General features: G+C 52.7%; 17 protein-coding genes and 2 tRNA genes. 10 read left to right on the top strand and 9 right to left on the bottom strand.

Annotated elements, in window-relative coordinates:
* The 4 genes from B5F54_RS12990 to B5F54_RS12975 all read left to right on the top strand — a co-directional run.
* The coding region (locus B5F54_RS12990) for a SpaA isopeptide-forming pilin-related protein (RefSeq protein ID WP_140400384.1) at nt 1-662 on the top strand (662 nt) is incomplete at its 5' end.
* 183 nt (nt 663-845) lie between these two features.
* Complete coding sequence (locus tag B5F54_RS12985; protein ID WP_087234675.1) at nt 846-1,688, top strand: class C sortase; 843 nt, start codon at nt 846-848, stop codon at nt 1,686-1,688.
* Between the two features lie 27 nt (nt 1,689-1,715).
* A complete protein-coding gene (locus tag B5F54_RS12980; RefSeq protein WP_087234674.1) occupies nt 1,716-2,801 on the top strand; it encodes a Cna B-type domain-containing protein in 1,086 nt (361 codons plus the stop codon).
* Nucleotides 2,794-3,438, top strand: a complete 645-nt coding sequence (locus tag B5F54_RS12975) for a sortase (RefSeq protein ID WP_087234673.1) — start codon at nt 2,794-2,796, stop codon at nt 3,436-3,438. Before B5F54_RS12980 ends, B5F54_RS12975 begins: the two co-directional genes overlap by 8 nt.
* 315 nt (nt 3,439-3,753) lie before the next feature.
* Here B5F54_RS12975 and B5F54_RS12970 read toward each other — a convergent pair whose 3' ends face one another.
* Both B5F54_RS12970 and B5F54_RS12960 read right to left on the bottom strand, forming a co-directional pair.
* Nucleotides 3,754-5,316 (bottom strand): ClC family H(+)/Cl(-) exchange transporter, encoded by a 1,563-nt coding sequence (locus tag B5F54_RS12970; RefSeq protein ID WP_237967004.1) that lies wholly within the window; start codon nt 5,314-5,316, stop codon nt 3,754-3,756.
* A gap of 934 nt (nt 5,317-6,250) precedes the next feature.
* The gene (locus tag B5F54_RS12960; protein ID WP_087234671.1) at nt 6,251-6,547 is read right to left on the bottom strand and encodes a winged helix-turn-helix transcriptional regulator; all 297 of its coding nucleotides are present in this window, start codon (nt 6,545-6,547) and stop codon (nt 6,251-6,253) included.
* Between the two features lie 70 nt (nt 6,548-6,617).
* Between B5F54_RS12960 and B5F54_RS12955 the strand changes: the two genes are divergently transcribed.
* From B5F54_RS12955 to B5F54_RS12935, 5 genes are all read left to right on the top strand, one after another.
* The gene (locus B5F54_RS12955; RefSeq protein WP_207651971.1) at nt 6,618-7,652 is read left to right on the top strand and encodes a nitroreductase family protein; all 1,035 of its coding nucleotides are present in this window, start codon (nt 6,618-6,620) and stop codon (nt 7,650-7,652) included.
* Nucleotides 7,653-7,659: 7 nt separating this feature from the next.
* Nucleotides 7,660-9,204: an ABC transporter permease/substrate-binding protein gene (locus tag B5F54_RS12950; protein ID WP_442856128.1), complete on the top strand. Its 1,545-nt coding sequence runs from the start codon at nt 7,660-7,662 to the stop codon at nt 9,202-9,204.
* A gap of 10 nt (nt 9,205-9,214) precedes the next feature.
* Complete coding sequence (locus B5F54_RS12945) at nt 9,215-9,976, top strand: ABC transporter ATP-binding protein (protein WP_087234685.1); 762 nt, start codon at nt 9,215-9,217, stop codon at nt 9,974-9,976.
* 109 nt (nt 9,977-10,085) lie between these two features.
* Nucleotides 10,086-10,280 carry a hypothetical protein gene (locus B5F54_RS12940; RefSeq protein ID WP_140400383.1) on the top strand — a complete coding sequence of 65 codons (195 nt, stop codon included), beginning with the start codon at nt 10,086-10,088 and terminating at the stop codon, nt 10,278-10,280.
* Between the two features lie 453 nt (nt 10,281-10,733).
* Entirely contained in the window at nt 10,734-11,261 is a 528-nt protein-coding gene (locus B5F54_RS12935; RefSeq protein WP_087234668.1) for a GNAT family N-acetyltransferase, read from the top strand.
* Nucleotides 11,262-11,636: 375 nt separating this feature from the next.
* Here B5F54_RS12935 and B5F54_RS12930 read toward each other — a convergent pair.
* Nucleotides 11,637-11,721: transfer RNA gene (locus B5F54_RS12930), tRNA-Leu, on the bottom strand.
* Between the two features lie 214 nt (nt 11,722-11,935).
* On the opposite strand from B5F54_RS12930, the gene B5F54_RS12925 reads away from it, so the two are divergent.
* Nucleotides 11,936-12,011 (top strand) — tRNA-Pro (locus B5F54_RS12925).
* A 210-nt stretch (nt 12,012-12,221) separates the two neighbouring features.
* Here the strand turns inward: B5F54_RS12925 and B5F54_RS12920 are convergent.
* Genes B5F54_RS12920 through B5F54_RS12895 form a run of 6 tightly spaced genes read right to left on the bottom strand, consistent with a single transcriptional unit; the run spans nt 12,222 to nt 16,921 of the window.
* Nucleotides 12,222-13,493: a methionine gamma-lyase family protein gene (locus B5F54_RS12920; protein WP_087234667.1), complete on the bottom strand. Its 1,272-nt coding sequence runs from the start codon at nt 13,491-13,493 to the stop codon at nt 12,222-12,224.
* Entirely contained in the window at nt 13,490-13,951 is a 462-nt protein-coding gene (locus tag B5F54_RS12915) for an NUDIX hydrolase (protein ID WP_087234666.1), read from the bottom strand. The genes B5F54_RS12920 and B5F54_RS12915 overlap by 4 nt, the downstream gene beginning before the upstream one ends.
* Nucleotides 13,944-14,129 carry a DUF6440 family protein gene (locus tag B5F54_RS12910; RefSeq protein ID WP_087234665.1) on the bottom strand — a complete coding sequence of 62 codons (186 nt, stop codon included), beginning with the start codon at nt 14,127-14,129 and terminating at the stop codon, nt 13,944-13,946. The genes B5F54_RS12915 and B5F54_RS12910 overlap by 8 nt, the downstream gene beginning before the upstream one ends.
* The gene (locus B5F54_RS12905; RefSeq protein WP_087234664.1) at nt 14,126-14,878 is read right to left on the bottom strand and encodes a GNAT family N-acetyltransferase; all 753 of its coding nucleotides are present in this window, start codon (nt 14,876-14,878) and stop codon (nt 14,126-14,128) included. The genes B5F54_RS12910 and B5F54_RS12905 overlap by 4 nt, the downstream gene beginning before the upstream one ends.
* Nucleotides 14,875-15,900 carry a M42 family metallopeptidase gene (locus tag B5F54_RS12900; protein WP_087234663.1) on the bottom strand — a complete coding sequence of 342 codons (1,026 nt, stop codon included), beginning with the start codon at nt 15,898-15,900 and terminating at the stop codon, nt 14,875-14,877. Before B5F54_RS12900 ends, B5F54_RS12905 begins: the two co-directional genes overlap by 4 nt.
* Before the next feature lies 1 nt (nt 15,901).
* Nucleotides 15,902-16,921: a M28 family peptidase gene (locus tag B5F54_RS12895; RefSeq protein ID WP_087234662.1), complete on the bottom strand. Its 1,020-nt coding sequence runs from the start codon at nt 16,919-16,921 to the stop codon at nt 15,902-15,904.
* Nucleotides 16,922-17,007 lie beyond the last annotated feature (86 nt).

Genomic DNA, 17,007 nt, shown 5'->3' with positions numbered 1-17,007 from the left:
GTCAGTACACGTTGGTTACGGCCGGTTTGACAGACGGCTGTGATTTCGAGGTCACAGTGGATCTGGCGGCCCTGTATAAGGACGGGATTATCGGCGAGGATGATTTGGGTGTCACCCCTGTTACGGTAACCTACACCGCAACCTTGAAGGAAGGCACTACAGCGGGCGATTACTATAACACCGCGTGGGTTTCCTATCCGAATAGCGAAACCGAACAGGATAAAGTCAAAGTAGAAACCTTTAAGATCGACGTCTTCAAGTATGACCAGGCAGACGAAAAGGGCCTGTCAGGGGCGGAGTTCGCCCTTTACGATGAAACGGCGATTGACCAGGACGGCAATTTGATCGAAGGGGCAACGCCGGTCCTGGAAGGAATCGTTTCGGGAGAGGACGGCCATGTGGTCATCGACGGTTTGGACGCCGGGAAATATGCACTGGTAGAGACAAAGGCTCCGGACAACTATGTAAAGAGCGATACGCCTTTGATGTTGACCATTGAAGCGGGTATCGAACCCAATGTTGTCAACGTCAAGTTTGCGAACAGCAAGATCCCGCACACCGGCGGCATGGGCACCACCCTCTTCACCATTGGCGGCGTTGTGCTCCTCGCGGCGGCGGGCACTCTGTTTGTCGTCTCCCGCAGAAAGCAGCAGCACAGCTAATCGGGATGGCGCTGAAAGTGCAAATTAGATCAAATTAAAACGGTTATATACCGCGGGGAGGGAGGTAGCTCCCTCCCCTGCGGTATCGTTGTTTTGCCGCGGCGGCAGGAGCTTTTCCACAGAATTTGGTCTGCGGGAAAACTCGTACCGCCGGGAAGGGTGAAAAGGATTTTGCGTACGAACATGAAAAAAAAACGAAAAATTAGCACGCTTCTAGCGGTTTTGTTGCTGATTGTAGGGCTGGGGGTTTTGCTGTATCCAAGCCTGAGCGACCTTTATTACCGCTGGGAAGCAGAGCAGGAGATTGCTCAATATAATCAAGTTGCAGAAGCAACACAAGAGGATTATTCCGACCTTTGGGCTGCGGCGGAAGAATATAACCGCAAATTGGCACAGGGCAATGCCTTTTCTGTTGCCGCGACAGCGGAGGAAGAGGCTAAAATTGAGCAATTCCTCAATCCGCTGGGCAATGGGATGATGGGGTATATTGATATTCCCAAAATCAATGTCCACCTTCCGATTTACCAGGGGATTGAAGAACAGGCGCTTCAAGCAGGCGTGGGATTCTGGCCGGGCACCAGCCTTCCAACAGGGGGCCCCAGCACACATTGCGTGCTTACAGCCCATAATGGCCTGGTCCGCGCAAAAATGTTTACGGATTTGGACCAGCTAGTAGAAGGCGATACGTTTTCCCTGTCCATTTTGGATCGGGTATTGACCTATGAGGTGGATCAGATCCTTGTTACAGAACCGGATGAGGTGGACGCACTGCAAATTGTAGAGGGACAGGACTACGTTACCCTTTACACATGTACCCCATATGGCGTGAATACCCACCGGCTTTTGGTAAGGGGACACCGCATTGAGACACCGGAAAACGTAAATTTGGGCAATGGAGCCGTGGATATCATACGGACGCAATCCGGCATGACGGTTTTGATTACCCTAGCAGTGGTTGGGCTTCTCATTCTGCTTTTCCGCATTTGGCGCATCTTCCGCGCCCGCAAGAAAAAGCAGCAAACATAAGAGATTTTACGAGGCGGTGATCGTTCCATGAATATACAACGGTTTTGGAAAAAGTTTGCAGTTGCCTTTATGGCCCTGGTATTGCTGTTGCCTTGCCTGGCAATACCAGCATTTGCATACAATCCAATCGATACCAGCCGCGAAACGTCCCTGACCGTGCATTTTGGCGAAGGGAGCACGGATTTTTCCGGCGTGGAATTCCGGATTTACCGGGTGGCCGATGTATCTGAATCGGGTGAATTTACCCTGGCTGGCGATTTTGTGGATTATCCCATTTCCCTGGAGAATTTGGATAATGCGGGGTGGCGTGCTCTGGCCCAGACCTTGGCAGGCTATGTTGCCCGCGACCATCTGGACCCTTATAAAACGGCAAAGACCGATGAAAATGGGCGGGCATTCTTTGACCATCTGCCTACGGGCTTGTACCTTGTGATGGGGGATTCCTATGAGAAGGGCCGCACAACCTATACGCCTGACCCATTTGCCCTTTGCCTACCGAACCCGGATGGGGAAACAGGGGAATGGATTTATGATGTGGAAGCCTCCTGTAAATATGACAGCGAATATGATCCTCCTCACGGAGGGGGCGGCGATGATGACCCATCAAGTGGCGGTGGAGGTGGTACTCCTGTGACCGTCACCCGCAGGGTGCAGAAGATTTGGGACGACAGCGGCCATACAGAAAACCGCCCGCAAGAAGTAGTTGTTCAACTCTTGAAGGATGGCGTGGTTTCCAGCACGGTGACGCTAAGCGCAAGCAACAATTGGTCCTATACTTGGTCGGGGTTGGATGCAAATTCCAATTGGCAAGTAGTGGAACGCGATGTAGCAAACGGATATACCGTTTTGGTAGAACGGGAAGGCGACCTCTTCCGTGTAACCAACACCTACCAAGAGGATGTACCAGTCACCCCGCCTTCCACAGGGGAGTCCGAGGCCCCGCCCTCGGCGGAAAGCATCGAGCCAGCGCCTGAACCTGAGCCCGAGCCCGAAGAGAAGCTGCCCCAGACGGGCATGCTTTGGTGGCCTGTTCCGGTGTTAGCCTGCGGTGGAATATCGCTGTTTTTTGCCGGATGGGCCCGGCGCCGGAGACAGGAGGATTCGGATGTATAGAAAACATGATAACAATCGGAAACGTCGTTCCGGTACCGTGTTCATGTTAGGAGGGCTGCTGCTATTCGCAGCAGCCCTTTTTTTGACAGGATATAATCTATGGGATGAACAACGGGCCGGGGACGCGGTGGCCGCTATCTTGGAACAAATGTCAGCGCTCCAGGGACGTGCGCAGGAAGGGCTGGGGGCCACGGGGGGCCAGGATCAAGAGGTACCGGATTATGTGCGAAACCCGGATATGGAGATGCCAACCGTGCAGATTGATGGAGAGGCATATATCGGGGTTTTAGAATTTCCAAGCCTCAGCGTGTCCCTCCCAGTCATAAGCGATTGGAGTGCGGCAAAATTGAGGACAGCGCCCTGCCGCTATACAGGGTCTGCTTATCGGGACAACCTCGTCATAGCGGGGCATAATTATCGGACGCATTTTGGAAAGCTGCAAAACCTTTCCCTTGGGGATACCGTGCTATTTTTTGATGCGGATGGAAATCGATTTGCATACGAAGTAGCAGGGGTTGAGGAATTGGACTCCACCGCCATCGAGGAGATGGTCACCGGGGATTGGGATCTGACGCTTTTCACCTGCACGCTCAGCGGGCAGACCCGGTTCACCGTGCGTTGCATAAGATCTGAATAGCTGCTTCCTGCATTTAAGGGGAGAGAAGGCCATAGAAAAAGTCTGTTGCACCGCACCGAAAGGCGTCAAAGGAAATGGTATGGGAAGATACACTGTACAGCTCAGCCAGGCGCTTCTGTAAGGTTTGCCAGCAGATCGCCCACACTTATAGCAAACGCTGGGAAAGAAAATGATACCATCCATGCGGGAATCAAAAAGGGGAGGCCGGCGTGCAGATGGGATCGGCCGCAGATACGGGTTTCCCCAGCTTCCACAAGGATATTGTAAAAATGGCTCCGGAAAGCATTCGCTTTCCGGAGCCATTTTCAACTACATTTATTGGGGGGCAGACATGCTTTTACATTGTTTCTCCAATGCCGTATGGACGGGCTGGCTTTCGGATTCGTTACACAGCAATACAAGAATATCGCCAGCTTCCAAAATGGTATCCCCATGGGGGACGAGCTCCTGGTCGTGCCGTTTGACCGAAACCACCAGTGCCCCGCTGGGCCAAGGAATTTCCTGGATGGTTTTGCCGCACACTGGCGCCCCAAAACAGACGGGCGACTCGATCAAAAGCTTTTCGCCACTGGGTGGAGGAGTGGCGCCCTGCTTTTTCATGAGCCTTTCCAGGAGCATGTCATAGACAGGCTTCGCGTGCAACAGATCTGCAACGGCGTAGGCGGTCAGGGAGACCAGTGAGAGGGTCAACAGATGGGAGAAATTCCCGGTCATTTCACTGATCAAAATGATGCCAGTAATGGGGGCCCGGACGATTGCCGCAAACAGGCCGGCCATACCAAGAATGACAAAATTTTGCAAAGGATTTTCAATGCCACAGAGACCTAATACTTCGCTAAACGTACTGCCAGAGATCGCCCCCAATACCAGCAGCGGGAGGAAAATGCCACCAGGGACACCCGATCCAAAGCTGATCATGGAAAAGAGGAATTTCAGGCAAAATAGCAACAGCAGGGACTGGATTGCCATATCTTGCGAGACAAGCTCAATGAGGTTGTGGCCACCGCCTAATACCAGCGGATATACAAGCAGACATGCGCCCGCCAAAAGGAATGGAATGGCGGTCCGGATGAACTGCGAACCAATTTTGCTGTATAGGTCCTGAGATTTCGCCACGCAGAAATTATATAGGGTCCCCACCAGCCCCAAAAGGATGCCGAGAATCAAGACCATCCAATAATTTTGCAACGGCATCATCTGTGCAGCAGAAAAGTCAAAGACCGGTTTTAAGCCGAAAACATAGCGGGAAATAAAATCGGCTGTAATAGAAGCCGACATTGCAGACAAAAGGACATCCGTTGAGAAATTCTTATGTAGCTCTTCCAAGGAAAAGAGCACGCCCGCAAAGGGGGCGTTAAAGGCGGCAGCAAGCCCCGCGCTTGCACCGCATGTCATCAGCATTTTTTCTTCAGTCTTGTCGCGATGGGATAACCGGGACACGCCTTTTCCCGCCATAGCGCCCATCTGGATGGAGGGCCCTTCGCGGCCCAGGGAGAGCCCTGCGCCGATGGTCAGGATCCCTCCGATAAATTTTGCCAGCAACACCCGCCACCAAGTCTGCGAGAGCCCGCCTTGCATTTCCCCTTCCACCTGCGGGATGCCAGAGCCACTGATGAACGGTTCTACGCGGAGAAGCAGCGTTACCAAGGCGGCAATGCCTAAGAGAGCAAGCATCCAGAGGGAAACAGCCCAGGGATGGGCGGAAAGAAATATCCCAATGGATTGCCGGAAGGCATCCGCCTGTTCCAATGAAACCCGAAAGAGCACCGCGACCATGCCCGCGGCGAATCCAACGGCGATTCCCTGCAATACCAAAGAATAACGGAAGCTGCGGAATCGTTTGATCAGCTTGGCCGTGGTAGTTTGATCCTGTTGCAAAGAGTTGCACCCCGTTTCTCATTCTCATCTTTCCCTTTGAGGGACAAGTATGCTTTTTTATATTATAGCACGGAAGGCAAAAGCTGTCGATTGAACGTGGCCACGGCAGGAAACGGAAATTGCCGTTGGTGCGGATGTTTATATCGGTTTTAATGCTTTATAAAAGGATCTCAAAGGGAAAGGAATATAACACAAAAGATGAAATGCCGCTATGCTCCTGGAAAATAGGGGAATGGGATACCCTGATATCCGCGGCCGAGCATTGAGTCCACAAAGAGGGAACTGCTTTTTTACGGGGCACGGAAATCGTACCGTTCCCTTTTGGGGGTGAGCGGAAATTTTCCGGAAACCTTGTCCGGTTTCAGAACGCGCGATATCGGGGAGAAGCCGGCATAGCGGCGTTATAGCCCCTTCACCCCAAGGGTTCAAACGGAAGATGGAGAAATCAAAGTGAAATAGAACGAACCGGGGTAAGCGTCCAAAGTACCAGGAACCGTTGCTCCATAACATCAAGTCCATCTTGTCCAAGTAGCGGAAGGGCTTGCTGCCTGCGAAGGACAGGCGGCAAGCCCTTCCGCTTTGCCTTGATACAGCGGCTATTGTAATGACCCGGATCACCCACCAGCTCGTATGGAAAATTCCATCCGGCCAATCCTTTCAGATAGAGCAGATCCTTTTTGAAGGACCCGGAGAAGCTTGTTATCCCTGTATGGTCCAGGCAGTTGCCTTTGCGGCCCATGTTCTGCTGGATGCCGTTTCTTTTGCACATACGCCGGCACAGTTTATGTTGCTATTGCCGGCCTTGGTTTGGAGTGGGAACCAGCCCTGTCCCATCTGGGATCGTTTTAACAGACTTATCCAGCATAGCCGTTCCAACAAAAGGGGCATGTTGTGCTTCCGGTTATGAACCATTTTGCGCTTTGTAATCGATTCCCTATTGTTCCATGGCCTTAATGATAGGGCGCATCGATTCGCCTAATTCGCTCAAAGAATAATCCACCCTTGGAGGGACTTCCGGATAGACCGTCCGTGTGATGATGCCGTCTCCTTCCATTGAGCGCAGGCTGTCCGTCAGAACTTTTTGGCTGATCCCCTCTAAATTTTTGCGCAGCTCGTTAAAACGCCACGGGCACGCAAGAAGGTTGCGCAAAATCAAAAGTTTCCATTTACTTCCCACCATTTGTACGGTTGTCGCAACAGGGCAAGCGGGCAACTCTTCTTTCTTCAGCATATCGATACCTCCCCCAATTCCCATTGGTTGATATTTGCATATTACACTCAAATTATAGTGCTGCATACGCGTGGAATCAAGCGTGCTATACGGAATAAAAATTTTTTATCCAACAATCCCCGCAACAACGCAAGAGTCACAAAAAGGTAACGTAGGTTATAAAAAAGTGCGTACTTGTAGAGCAAACAGGCACCCGTTACAATGGTGTCGAAAGCAAAGGACGGAGGTACTTATGATGAATCAGGCAAAGTTTGTTGTGGATATAGAAGCGTGTGTGGGATGTGGAAAATGCGTAAAGGTTTGCCCCGGCGGAATTCTCCGCTTGAATCCATCCCAAAAGGCTGAGATTGCGGATTTCAAAGAATTTGGGTGGAACGGTTGTTGGAAATGTGAGCATTGCCTTGCCGTCTGTCCAATGGGCGCCATTTCCATTTTCGGCCACAGGCCGGAAAACAGCCTCCCCATGGTCGATTGTACCATTGCGGCACCTGCAATGGATTCCCTGATTGCCAATAGGCGTTCCTGCCGCAGATACAAGGACAAAAATGTTGATACCGCCGTTATAAACGATATGCTGGGACGCCTGTCAGGGGCGCCCAACGGTGGCAATAAGCAGCAGGTGGAATTCACATTGATCGATGATCGGGTCCAGATGGCTCACTTCCGCCAGATTGTTTATTCCCGGATGGAGGCACTGGCAGCGCAAGGGATCTACCCAAAGGGGTTTAGCAAAGAGGCATATGAAGATATGAAACGATGGGAAAAGACGGTGCGCCCCGATATGCTTTTTTGCGGAGCGCCACATATTTTGATTCCCCACGCACCGTTCGGCCACGGGGAACCCATACAGGATGTGGTGATTGCCGGGACATATTTTGAACTTCTTTGTGCTTCCCGCGGCCTTGGAGCGGTAATGTTGACGTTCCCTCTCGGTGCGTTGGAACAAATGCCGGATATCAAAGCAATGCTGAACATTCCGGCCCACCATTACATCGGCATGATAATTGGCTTCGGTTATCCCGAAATCCAGTATGCAAGAGGCGTACAAAGGGAAATGGAACAAGACCGTATCCATCGCTTGGCTTTTGAGAAAGCCCCAATATAAGGAGGGGATGAATGTGTTAAAAGATATGTTGTCTATTTTTACGGATAGAGCAGATTTTTTCTGGGAGTTATTGCTAGAGCATTTGGAAATAGCATTGGTTTCTATTTTGATTGCCATACTGTTCGGAGGGCTTGTAGGGATTCTGATCAGTGAATTCCCAAAAGCCGCAAGGCCGGCGCTAGGCGTGATCAATTTTTTGTATACGATACCGTCCATTTCTATGCTCGGTTTTTTGATCCCCTTTTCAGGTGTGGGCAATGCAACGGCCATTATAGCGCTGGCTATGTATGCATTGCTGCCGATGGTACGCAATACGCACACGGGTATTACGAATGTAGACCCCTCTATTTTGGAAGCGGCGAAAGGTATGGGAAGCACAAAAGCACAGATTTTGTTTAAGATCAAACTCCCGCTTGCTATGCCAGTGATTATGTCGGGGGTTCGCAATATGGTGACGATGACAATTGCCCTTGCAGGTATTGCCTCTTTTATTGGTGCAGGGGGGTTGGGGGTCGCGATTTACCGGGGCATTACGACCAATAATGCGGCAATGACAATGGCCGGCAGCTTGCTGATTGCTTTGCTTGCCCTTGCAATGGATTTTATCCTTGGTTTCATTGAGAAACGTATCCGGAGACACAGCGCAAAAGCAAAGAGAACCAACAAAATGATGGCTGCCGTTGCGGCTGTCCTCTGTTTGGGCATTGTAGGGGGCGCCATAATCCATATACCGCAGAAAGACACCATACATATAGCCACAAAACCGATGACGGAACAATATATCCTCGGTGAAATGCTGGACATCCTGATCGAACAGGACACAGATTTGAATGTTGAGCTGACGCAGGGGGTCGGCGGCGGGACATCGAATATCCAGCCCGCAATGGAGAGCGGGGAATTCGACCTGTATCCTGAGTACACAGGCACGGGTTGGAATGCGGTCCTCAAACACGACGGTTTATATACCGAAGATTTATTCGGTGAATTGAAAAATGAATATAGCGAACGATTCCATATGGATTGGGTTGGGATGTACGGCTTTGACAATACGTATGGTTTGGTTGTCCGCCGTGAAATTGCAGAAAAATATAACCTTAAAACCTATTCCGATCTCAAATCTGTAGCAGGCGATCTCACATTTGGTGCAGAATATGATTTCTTCGAACGCGAGGACGGCTATGACGCCCTTTGTGAAACCTATGGGCTGGATTTTGGCAAAACAATGGATTTAGACATTGGGCTCAAATATCAGGCGATCCGCCAGGGAAAGATCGATGTGATGGTGATTTTTACAACAGACGGGCAACTGTCGGCTTCAGATGTGGTTGTTTTAGAAGATGACAAGCATTTCTATCCTTCCTATATTTGCGGGAATGTGATTCGCGCAGAAGTGCTTGAGGAATACCCGGAATTAGAAGCCGTATTTGAAAAACTGAACGGGCTGATTAGCGACGCGGATATGGCCGCAATGAACTATGCCGTTGAAACGGAAAGCAAAGAGCCGCGAGAGGTAGCGGAAGGGTTCCTTCAAAACCATGGCCTTTTGCAGTGAGGTGGATGAGATGAAAACAGAGATTGAATTTAAGAATGTTAAAAAAGTATACGGCGAAAAGGTAGTGATGGAGGGCTTTAATCTTTCCATAGAAAAAGGCGAGTTTGTAACGATTATCGGTTCATCGGGCTGTGGCAAAACGACGGCGCTCAAAATGGTAAACGGTTTGGTGCAGCCGACTTCGGGGGATATATTTGTCGACGGTGAAAATATCCGCAATAAAAATCAGACACAACTCCGCAGAAATATCGGCTATGCCATTCAGGGCAGTGTGCTGTTTCCGCATATGACGGTAGAGCAAAACATCGCTTACGTTCCAAACTTGCTAAACAAGCGGGATAAAGGGAAGACAAAAAACGCCGTATCCAAATGGATGAAAATCGTGGGGCTTTCAGAAGATTTGAAGGACCGCTATCCGTCCGAACTTTCCGGCGGCCAGCAGCAAAGGGTTGGTATCGCCCGCGCTTTGGCAGCGTCCCCTGAGATCCTTTTAATGGACGAGCCGTTCGGTGCGGTGGATGAAATCACGCGGGGGCAGCTTCAGATGGAATTGAAGCGGATCCATGGGCAGACAGGTATTACCGTATTGTTTGTTACCCACGATATTTCCGAAGCGCTGAGGCTCGGCACAAAAGTGCTTGTTATGAACAACGGCAAAATGGAACAATTTGCAAAGCCTGGGGATCTGCTTCGGAGTCCTGCAACGGAATTTGTAAAGGAACTTGTAAAAGGAGAGTGCCGCACCAGCGGCTTCTCGCTACAAGATGATTGATCTGTATACGGTTATTTAGCCGACGCTATGGAGGGGGGGGGATCGTGTGGCGGAGGACAAGGGCTAGAAGAGTCGCCTTGGGCGGTACGCTATGGAGTCCGGGGCAATCATGCAGCAGGTATACCGCAAGAAGATGGAAATACCGGTTGAGGATATAAAACGGTTTTCAAACGGAATTTTACATATTCGCGATGAGGGGCGCACAAGAATGTCGATGGGCGCACTTTTCGGGATAGTGGAAAAAGTTGAAGAAACATTTTCCAAAAAATTGTATGGCAGCTTGACAAGTAAAAATGTCAGTTGACTTTCACTGGCGAAAATGGCACAATTACTTTACACACGCCATATGTCGCAATCCCGATTACCACGGATAGAAAGGAACTTTTTATCCGTTTTCCGGCGGCACAAAGCCGAAAGATGTCCAGAAACTTCTCTGACACTCGGATGTCAGCGCCACAATGGACATCTACGCTCACGTCACAAGGGGAGCGTACTTCCGCAAGGCTACTGGATAGGGGACCCAACGGAGAATAAAAGATGCCCTTGTTTCAGCTCGTAGGGCAAAACAAGGGCAAACAGATAAGGTTTGAACGGAAAACAGGTGTGGAGCCTTGAAAAATCGATGTTTTTGCGAGCGTGGATCATGAAAGTGGAATTTGGAGTGGGAAACGATGAAACTATTTGATTGGGGCGGCAGAGAATAAAGGCATACTTCTTTGATGAAATGCACTATAAAATTTAAGGAGAACAAGGAAGTATGAACAAAATAAATTTAAGACCAATCATTACCATTGAAGACAAGAACACATTCGTAAGTGAAATACAAGAAGCTTTTCAAGACTCTTATGTATCAGAGTTTGGAAAATATGAAAAAACAATTCTTCCCATAGAAGATATAGAAGAATCTTTTAACACGAAAGGCTCTGAAGCCTATATTGCAGAAATCGATGGAGAAAGGGTCGGAGGAACCATCGTCGTTATAGATGATACGACCGGCTACAACTCACTCCATCTTTTGTATGTGAAATCAGACGCACAGAATACTGGAAACGGATTTAAAATATGGAAAGCAATTGAAGAATTACATCCTGAAACAAGAATTTGGGAGACGCATACCCCATATTATGATAAGCGAAATATCCATTTTTATGTAAATCGTTGTGGCTTTAAGATTGTAGAATTTTTTAATCCTAAACACAAAGACCCACACCAAATAAGTGAAACCGCAGGCAACATCCCAAAAGAGAACAATTATTTCTTTAGATTTGAAAAAGAAATGAAGTAGCCGGATTTTAATTTCTATTTTAACCATAATATCGAGTTCTTCCGCTGCGACAACCACCATTCCGGGCTCCACCATGGTTCGTCTGCCCATTATATCTGGCTGGACTTCTCTTGGATAGGCGCCGGATGACCGGAAAATCCCCGAGCGGGACATCCTTTTGGAAACGAGAAAAGGCGTAGCATTAAGCTACGCCCCCGCGCAGACCGCTATATAGATTAGGGAATAAAAAATGAGGAGTATTATCAAAAGAACTTTTTAGATCCTTTAATAATACTCTGCATGGGATTACGCTACAAAAAAGACCCGCTACAAACGCGAGCGAAAAGGCATAATAAAAAAAACGAGCCTGGAACGCGAATTGCGTCCAGGCTCAACTGGTGCGGGTGACAGGACTTGAACCTGCACGCTTTGCAGCGCAAGAACCTAAATCTTGTGCGTCTGCCAATTCCGCCACACCCGCATTTACAAAATCTTATCGGAATATAGAGTTCTTCTGTAAATTTACGCTACTCATTATAACGAACCTTTCCTTAAATTGCAAGTCTTTTCCATGGAGATATTGACTTTCTATGTGGTTTTCACTATAATAATAAAGCTATACACTTTATTATGTGCTTACATAATTTGTGTATCATTGCGATAAGAAAACTGAAAAATAGATGTTGTTTTTCAATCGGGGTGTAGCGCAGTTGGTAGCGCGCCTGCTTTGGGAGCAGGATGCCGCAGGTTCAAATCCTGTCACTCCGACCAACCGGAGAACTCTTGTAGGGTTCTCCGTTTTTTTGTATCTTAAAACTTATTTCTGTATAAGGCCAAATGAGTAGTGTATATATTTGAAATTCTTTGGCGCAATGGGGAATGCTGCCGATATAGATGTCGATATGAATTGGGAATGCCAATGAAAAAATCCATGGCATTCCCGGTTGTTTTTTCAAATCATTTTTTAAACAGATTTCACCACTATGCTTCCAGAATGCCCCGCTCCAACATGGATTGCGCCGCGAGCATAGCGCCCAGGCGCCCGCTGTGGAAATTCAACCCGCCCTGCATCCAGGCGGCATAGGGCTCGCGCAGCGGCGCGTCCGCAGAGAGTTCGATGCTCGCGCCCAGGGTGAAGGCGCCTGCGGCCATGATGACCTGGCAGTCATAACCCGGCATGTCCCATGGCTCCGGCGTGACAAATGCGTCCACGGGGGCGCCCTTCTGCACGCCCTGGCAGAAGGCGATCAGGGCCTCTTCCCGGCGCAGGAGGACGGCTTGGATGATGTCCGCGCGCGGCTCGTCGGGCTTGGGCGTTACATCGTAGCCGAACTCGCTGAAGAGCGCGGCCGTAAACGCAGCCGTTTTGAGCGCTTCGCCCGTGACATGCGGCGCATGGAACGCACCCATAAACAGTTCGCGGTTGTTGCCGAGTGTGCAGCCGATTTCTTTGCCGGTTCCCGGGGTGGTCAGCCGGTAGGAGCAGCTTTCCACCAGGTCGCGCCGCCCGGCGATGTAGCCGCCCGTGGGGGCAACGCCGCCGCCGGGATTCTTGATGAGCGAACCTGCCATCAGGTCGGCTCCGTGGCTGGTGGGCTCGTCGCGCTGGACGAATTCGCCATAGCAGTTGTCCACCATCACAATGCAATTGGGCGCCTTCTCTTTGGCGATTTTGGCAATGCGTTCGATGTCCTCCACAAAGAGGGAGGGGCGAAGGCTGTAGCCGCGCGACCGCTGGATATAGACCATTTTGATCGAGGGGGTGACGCGCTGGGCGATCGCCGCATAGTCCGGCGTGCCGTCGGGCAAGAGATCGACCTGCTCGTAGCGGATGCCGAATTCCTTCAAGGAACCGTTCCCATCCCCGGTCAGGCCGATCACGCCGCGCAGCGTGTCATAGGGCAGGCCGGTCACGCTGAGCATGGTATCCCCCGGACGCAAAACGCCGAAGAGCGCAACGGTGAGCGCATGCGTGCCGCTCACAAAATTATAGCGCACCAGGGCGTCCTCCGCGCCGAGCGCTTTGGCATAGACCTGGTCGAGCACCTCGCGGCCCCGGTCGCCATATCCGTATCCGGTCGAGGCCGCAAAATGGCTTTCGCTCACACCGGAAGAAATGAAGGCGGACAGCATCTTCTGCTGGTTGTAGTCCGTTGTATCGTCGATGCCTTTCAGGACGGGGGCAATTTTTTCCATCGCGCGGGCTGCCGCGTCCTGGATGCGTGAATCAATTTGAAATGCAGGGTAAATCATGGGGTTCCTTTCTCCTTCTTCCATTTCCCGACGTTCTCCGCATAGAGCGCCATCTTAGGCTGCAATTGTGGATACGTCATATTTGTTGGCAATTCGGCAAAGAGCCGCATTTCCGCCATCTCCATGGGCGGCAGTTCTTCAAAAGTTTCAATTGTTGCGGTATATAGGACGCCGTAATTTTTGTCTACACCGTCGATCGGATCGCCCTCCACGGAATACGCGCAAAGGTACTCCAGATGGTAGCGGACCGCGCCGGTTTCCTCCCAGAGCTCACGCCGCGCCGCCGCCTCCGGCGATTCCCCCGGCTCGATGTGCCCGCCGGGGAATTCCCAGGTTGTCCGCGCCTTTTGCCGGCAGAGAACCCATTTTGCGTCCTTTTTCGCCAGTACGAACGAAAATAGCGGGGAAACGCCGTGCGGCAGGCGGGGATAAAAGGAAATCACCGGCATGTCAGCCATGATACGGCTTTACCGGCGAAATGACGGGCTTTCCCTCGCGGTCGAGCAGGGGGGTCAACCCTCCCGCATATCCGTTGCAGACCTGCAAATAGTTTACACCGGTCACCTGGTCCACCAGGATCCGAACGACATCCATGGTTCCCTGGGAAAAGACCACTTCAAAACGTTTTTCTTTCATAGGTTGTTCCTTTCTTGGACATCCAGCTCTGCAAAATGGCTGTGTCCAGTAAATCCAAGTGTTCGATAAAAGGCTTCGTTTTCCCCCGAAGCGCGGAAAATATAGATGGTATCCACCGGCAGGCTTGCCGCCAAAGCGAGGACAACCCGCGCCCCGAACCCGCGGCGCCGGACATCCGGCCGCACAGCCACCGCGGACAATACCGCCGCCTCCTCCGTTTTTGCAGAACAGATGGCACAGGCGGCCAGGGAATCCCCCGCGCGAATGGCGGCGGAGCGGGCGGCCCCGTGGCGCGTCCGGTGGGAGAGGTCGAGATAAAACGGCTCAAACGGCGGCGGGAGAAAGCTGGCCGTTTGGCTTGCACATAAAAGGGGATATAACAGCCGGGGGCTGGGGTCCCAGAGGATTTCCGCTTCCTCCACAGGGGCAGCCCGCTCTCGTAACGCCATGATCTCCCCTGTGGCGCGGCGGGGAAACGGCAGCGCCCGGGCTGCCTCGGCGGAACAGAGCACGGTCCGCGCCCCGGCAGCGGGGAGGAAGGCGGCCAGCTCGTCAAAGTCCGCACCGGCGCGCGCGTCCAGGATCATCACATCGTCCAGAAGGCATAGGGCTGCCCCGCGGCCCTGCACCCAAAACCGTGCGAACGGGTGAGCAAAGCCGTACGCAGCGGCCGTGGCGCGGATGCGGCAAGCAAAGGCGTTTCCCGAAAAGGAGGCGAGCGCCTCGGGGTGTTCTACAAATGCAATCATTCGCCGCCTGCAATCTTTTCCGCCAGCCGTTCGATCAGCGTTTCGGCCTCATGGAAATCCTTCTGGGAGATGAGGCTGACAGCGGAGTGCAGATACCGGCACGGCAGGGAGACCGCCACCGTGCGGACGCCGCCGCGCGAGACGTGGATGGCCCCCGCGTCGTTGCCTCCGGCCACCGCCTGTTTTGCCTGGCAGGAGACGCCGGTTTCCTTTGCCGCGTCGAACGCCATCTGGTAATATGCGCGGTCGTAGATGGTGCGGCGGTCCATAAAGGAGAGGACCGGGCCGCTCCCGACATGGCAGACCTGCTTGTCCTCCGGGACACCTGCGACGTCGGCGGCGGTGGTGCTTTCCACCACGATGGCGGCGTCGGGGTCCGCGATATACGCCGCGGTTTTGGACCCGTTCAGCCCGGTTTCCTCCTGCACGACAAAGGCGAACAGCATGTCGTAGGCCAGCGGCTTTTTGAGCAGGTCGATCAAGATGGCACAGCCTGCGCGGTCGTCCAGGGCGCGGCTTTTGATCATACCGTGCGCGGTGTCGAAGAGGGAGTCGAAGGTCACCGGGTCGCCCGGGGAAACCGCCTCCTCCGCCTCCTGGCGGCTAAGCGCGCCGATGTCGATATAGAGATCCTTGACCGGGACGGATTTTTCCCGCTCTTCGCTGGTGAGCAAATGGATGGGCTTTGCGCCGATCACGCCGGGGATGCCCTTTCCAACGGTGACGGGCTTGCCGCACAGCACCCGGCGGTCGATGCCGCCCACCGTGGCAAAGCGGAGCAAACCGTTGTCTTCAATATACGTGACGGTCATCCCCACTTCGTCCATGTGGGCGTTGAGCATCAACTTGGTCTTAGCGCGGTTCGCCCCCTTTTTGAAGGCGAGAAGATTGCCGAGCGGCGTGACCTCCACGCAGTCGGCATACGGACGGATTTCCTCCAGAATGATTTCGCGGATTTCCTCCTCGCATCCGGAGATGCCGCGTGCGCAGCAGAGACGCTCCAAAAGTGCCAGATCCGCCATTTCAGTCCACCCCCTTCACATATTCCGCCAGCAGGCGCGCCGTATACGCCACGTCCTGGGTGTCGATCACCTCGACCGGCGTATGCATGTAGCGCAGCGGGATGGACACCATGGCCGTGGGGACGCCGGTGCGGGAGACGGCGATTTCGTCCGCATTGGTGCCGGTTTCCCCGCCCATGATCTCCATGGAGTAGGGGATCTCGTGCTCTTTGGCGAGCTCCAGCAGCCGGTTTGTCATCGGGCGGTTGAGAATGGGCGCCATGCCGATCATGGGGCCGCCGCCCAGCTTGCCGCATTTTGCCGGGTCAACGCCGGGCTGGGCGGCAAAGCTGACGTCCACTGCGATGGCCTCCGTGGGTTCCAAAGAGTAGGCGCCGGTCTGTGCGCCCTGGCCGCCGGCCTCTTCGCGGCTGCTCAACAGGATGGTGAGCCCACAGGAGAGCGTTTGATTGCGCAAAAGCTGTGCACAGCGGATCAATGCGGCGCATCCCGCGCGGTCGTCCAGGGCCGGGGAGGTGATGCGGGTGCCCAGGAGACGCTTCTGCGGCGCGCGGACCAACACCCGGTCGCCGGGGGAGACAAGTTCCTGCGCCTCTTCCGTGGAAAGCCCCAGGTCGATGGCCATCCGGTCCACGGACTCCACCTTGTCCTCGCCGCACTCGGTCAGATGCGGGGGCATGCAGCAGACAATCCCGGTCAACGGTTCCTTGCCAAACACGGTGACCGGGCTGCCCGGGAGGACCCGGCGGTCCGTGCCGCCGCAGCGGTCGACGCGCAAAAAGCCGTTCGTTTCGATACGGGTTACGATCAGGCCCACTTGATCCAGGTGGGCGTCCAAGAGAATCTGCTGTTGGGCGGTTTGGTTTCCTATGCGGCAGATGACATTTCCCATGCGGTCGATCTCCGTTTCGCCGCAGTCGGAAAGCTCCCATGCGGCGCGCCTGGCCGCTTCGGATTCGTCGCCCGGCGTGCCGGGCGCTGCGCAGAGCGCAAAGAGCAGTTCCTGTAAATCCTCGGTCATGGTATTCCTCCTGCTTGATATGATACAACTTGTATTATTCTTTTATATATTACGGATAGTTATAAGCATCGGACGGATTTGCACGG

Origin of the sequence: Anaeromassilibacillus sp. An250, from assembly GCF_002159845.1 — a bacterium.
Classification (GTDB): Bacteria; Bacillota; Clostridia; order Oscillospirales; family Acutalibacteraceae; genus Anaeromassilibacillus; species Anaeromassilibacillus stercoravium.
The sequence above is the reverse complement of the archived record's forward strand: the minus strand, read 5'-3'. Positions and strand labels throughout refer to the sequence as shown.

Excerpts from the sequence above, each read along its gene's own strand:
- B5F54_RS12980 (WP_087234674.1), top strand. The coding sequence starts at position 1,716 with ATGAATATACAACGGTTTTGGAAAAAGTTTGCAGTTGCCTTTATGGCC.
- B5F54_RS12945 (WP_087234685.1), top strand. The coding sequence starts at position 9,215 with ATGAAAACAGAGATTGAATTTAAGAATGTTAAAAAAGTATACGGCGAA.
- B5F54_RS12960 (WP_087234671.1), bottom strand. The coding sequence starts at position 6,547 with ATGCTGAAGAAAGAAGAGTTGCCCGCTTGCCCTGTTGCGACAACCGTA.
- B5F54_RS12940 (WP_140400383.1), top strand. The coding sequence starts at position 10,086 with ATGCAGCAGGTATACCGCAAGAAGATGGAAATACCGGTTGAGGATATA.
- B5F54_RS12935 (WP_087234668.1), top strand. The coding sequence starts at position 10,734 with ATGAACAAAATAAATTTAAGACCAATCATTACCATTGAAGACAAGAAC.
- B5F54_RS12985 (WP_087234675.1), top strand. The coding sequence starts at position 846 with ATGAAAAAAAAACGAAAAATTAGCACGCTTCTAGCGGTTTTGTTGCTG.
- B5F54_RS12910 (WP_087234665.1), bottom strand. The coding sequence starts at position 14,129 with ATGAAAGAAAAACGTTTTGAAGTGGTCTTTTCCCAGGGAACCATGGAT.
- B5F54_RS12905 (WP_087234664.1), bottom strand. The coding sequence starts at position 14,878 with ATGATTGCATTTGTAGAACACCCCGAGGCGCTCGCCTCCTTTTCGGGA.
- B5F54_RS12950 (WP_442856128.1), top strand. The coding sequence starts at position 7,660 with ATGAATGTGTTAAAAGATATGTTGTCTATTTTTACGGATAGAGCAGAT.
- B5F54_RS12900 (WP_087234663.1), bottom strand. The coding sequence starts at position 15,900 with ATGGCGGATCTGGCACTTTTGGAGCGTCTCTGCTGCGCACGCGGCATC.
- B5F54_RS12975 (WP_087234673.1), top strand. The coding sequence starts at position 2,794 with ATGTATAGAAAACATGATAACAATCGGAAACGTCGTTCCGGTACCGTG.
- B5F54_RS12920 (WP_087234667.1), bottom strand. The coding sequence starts at position 13,493 with ATGATTTACCCTGCATTTCAAATTGATTCACGCATCCAGGACGCGGCA.
- B5F54_RS12895 (WP_087234662.1), bottom strand. The coding sequence starts at position 16,921 with ATGACCGAGGATTTACAGGAACTGCTCTTTGCGCTCTGCGCAGCGCCC.
- B5F54_RS12915 (WP_087234666.1), bottom strand. The coding sequence starts at position 13,951 with ATGGCTGACATGCCGGTGATTTCCTTTTATCCCCGCCTGCCGCACGGC.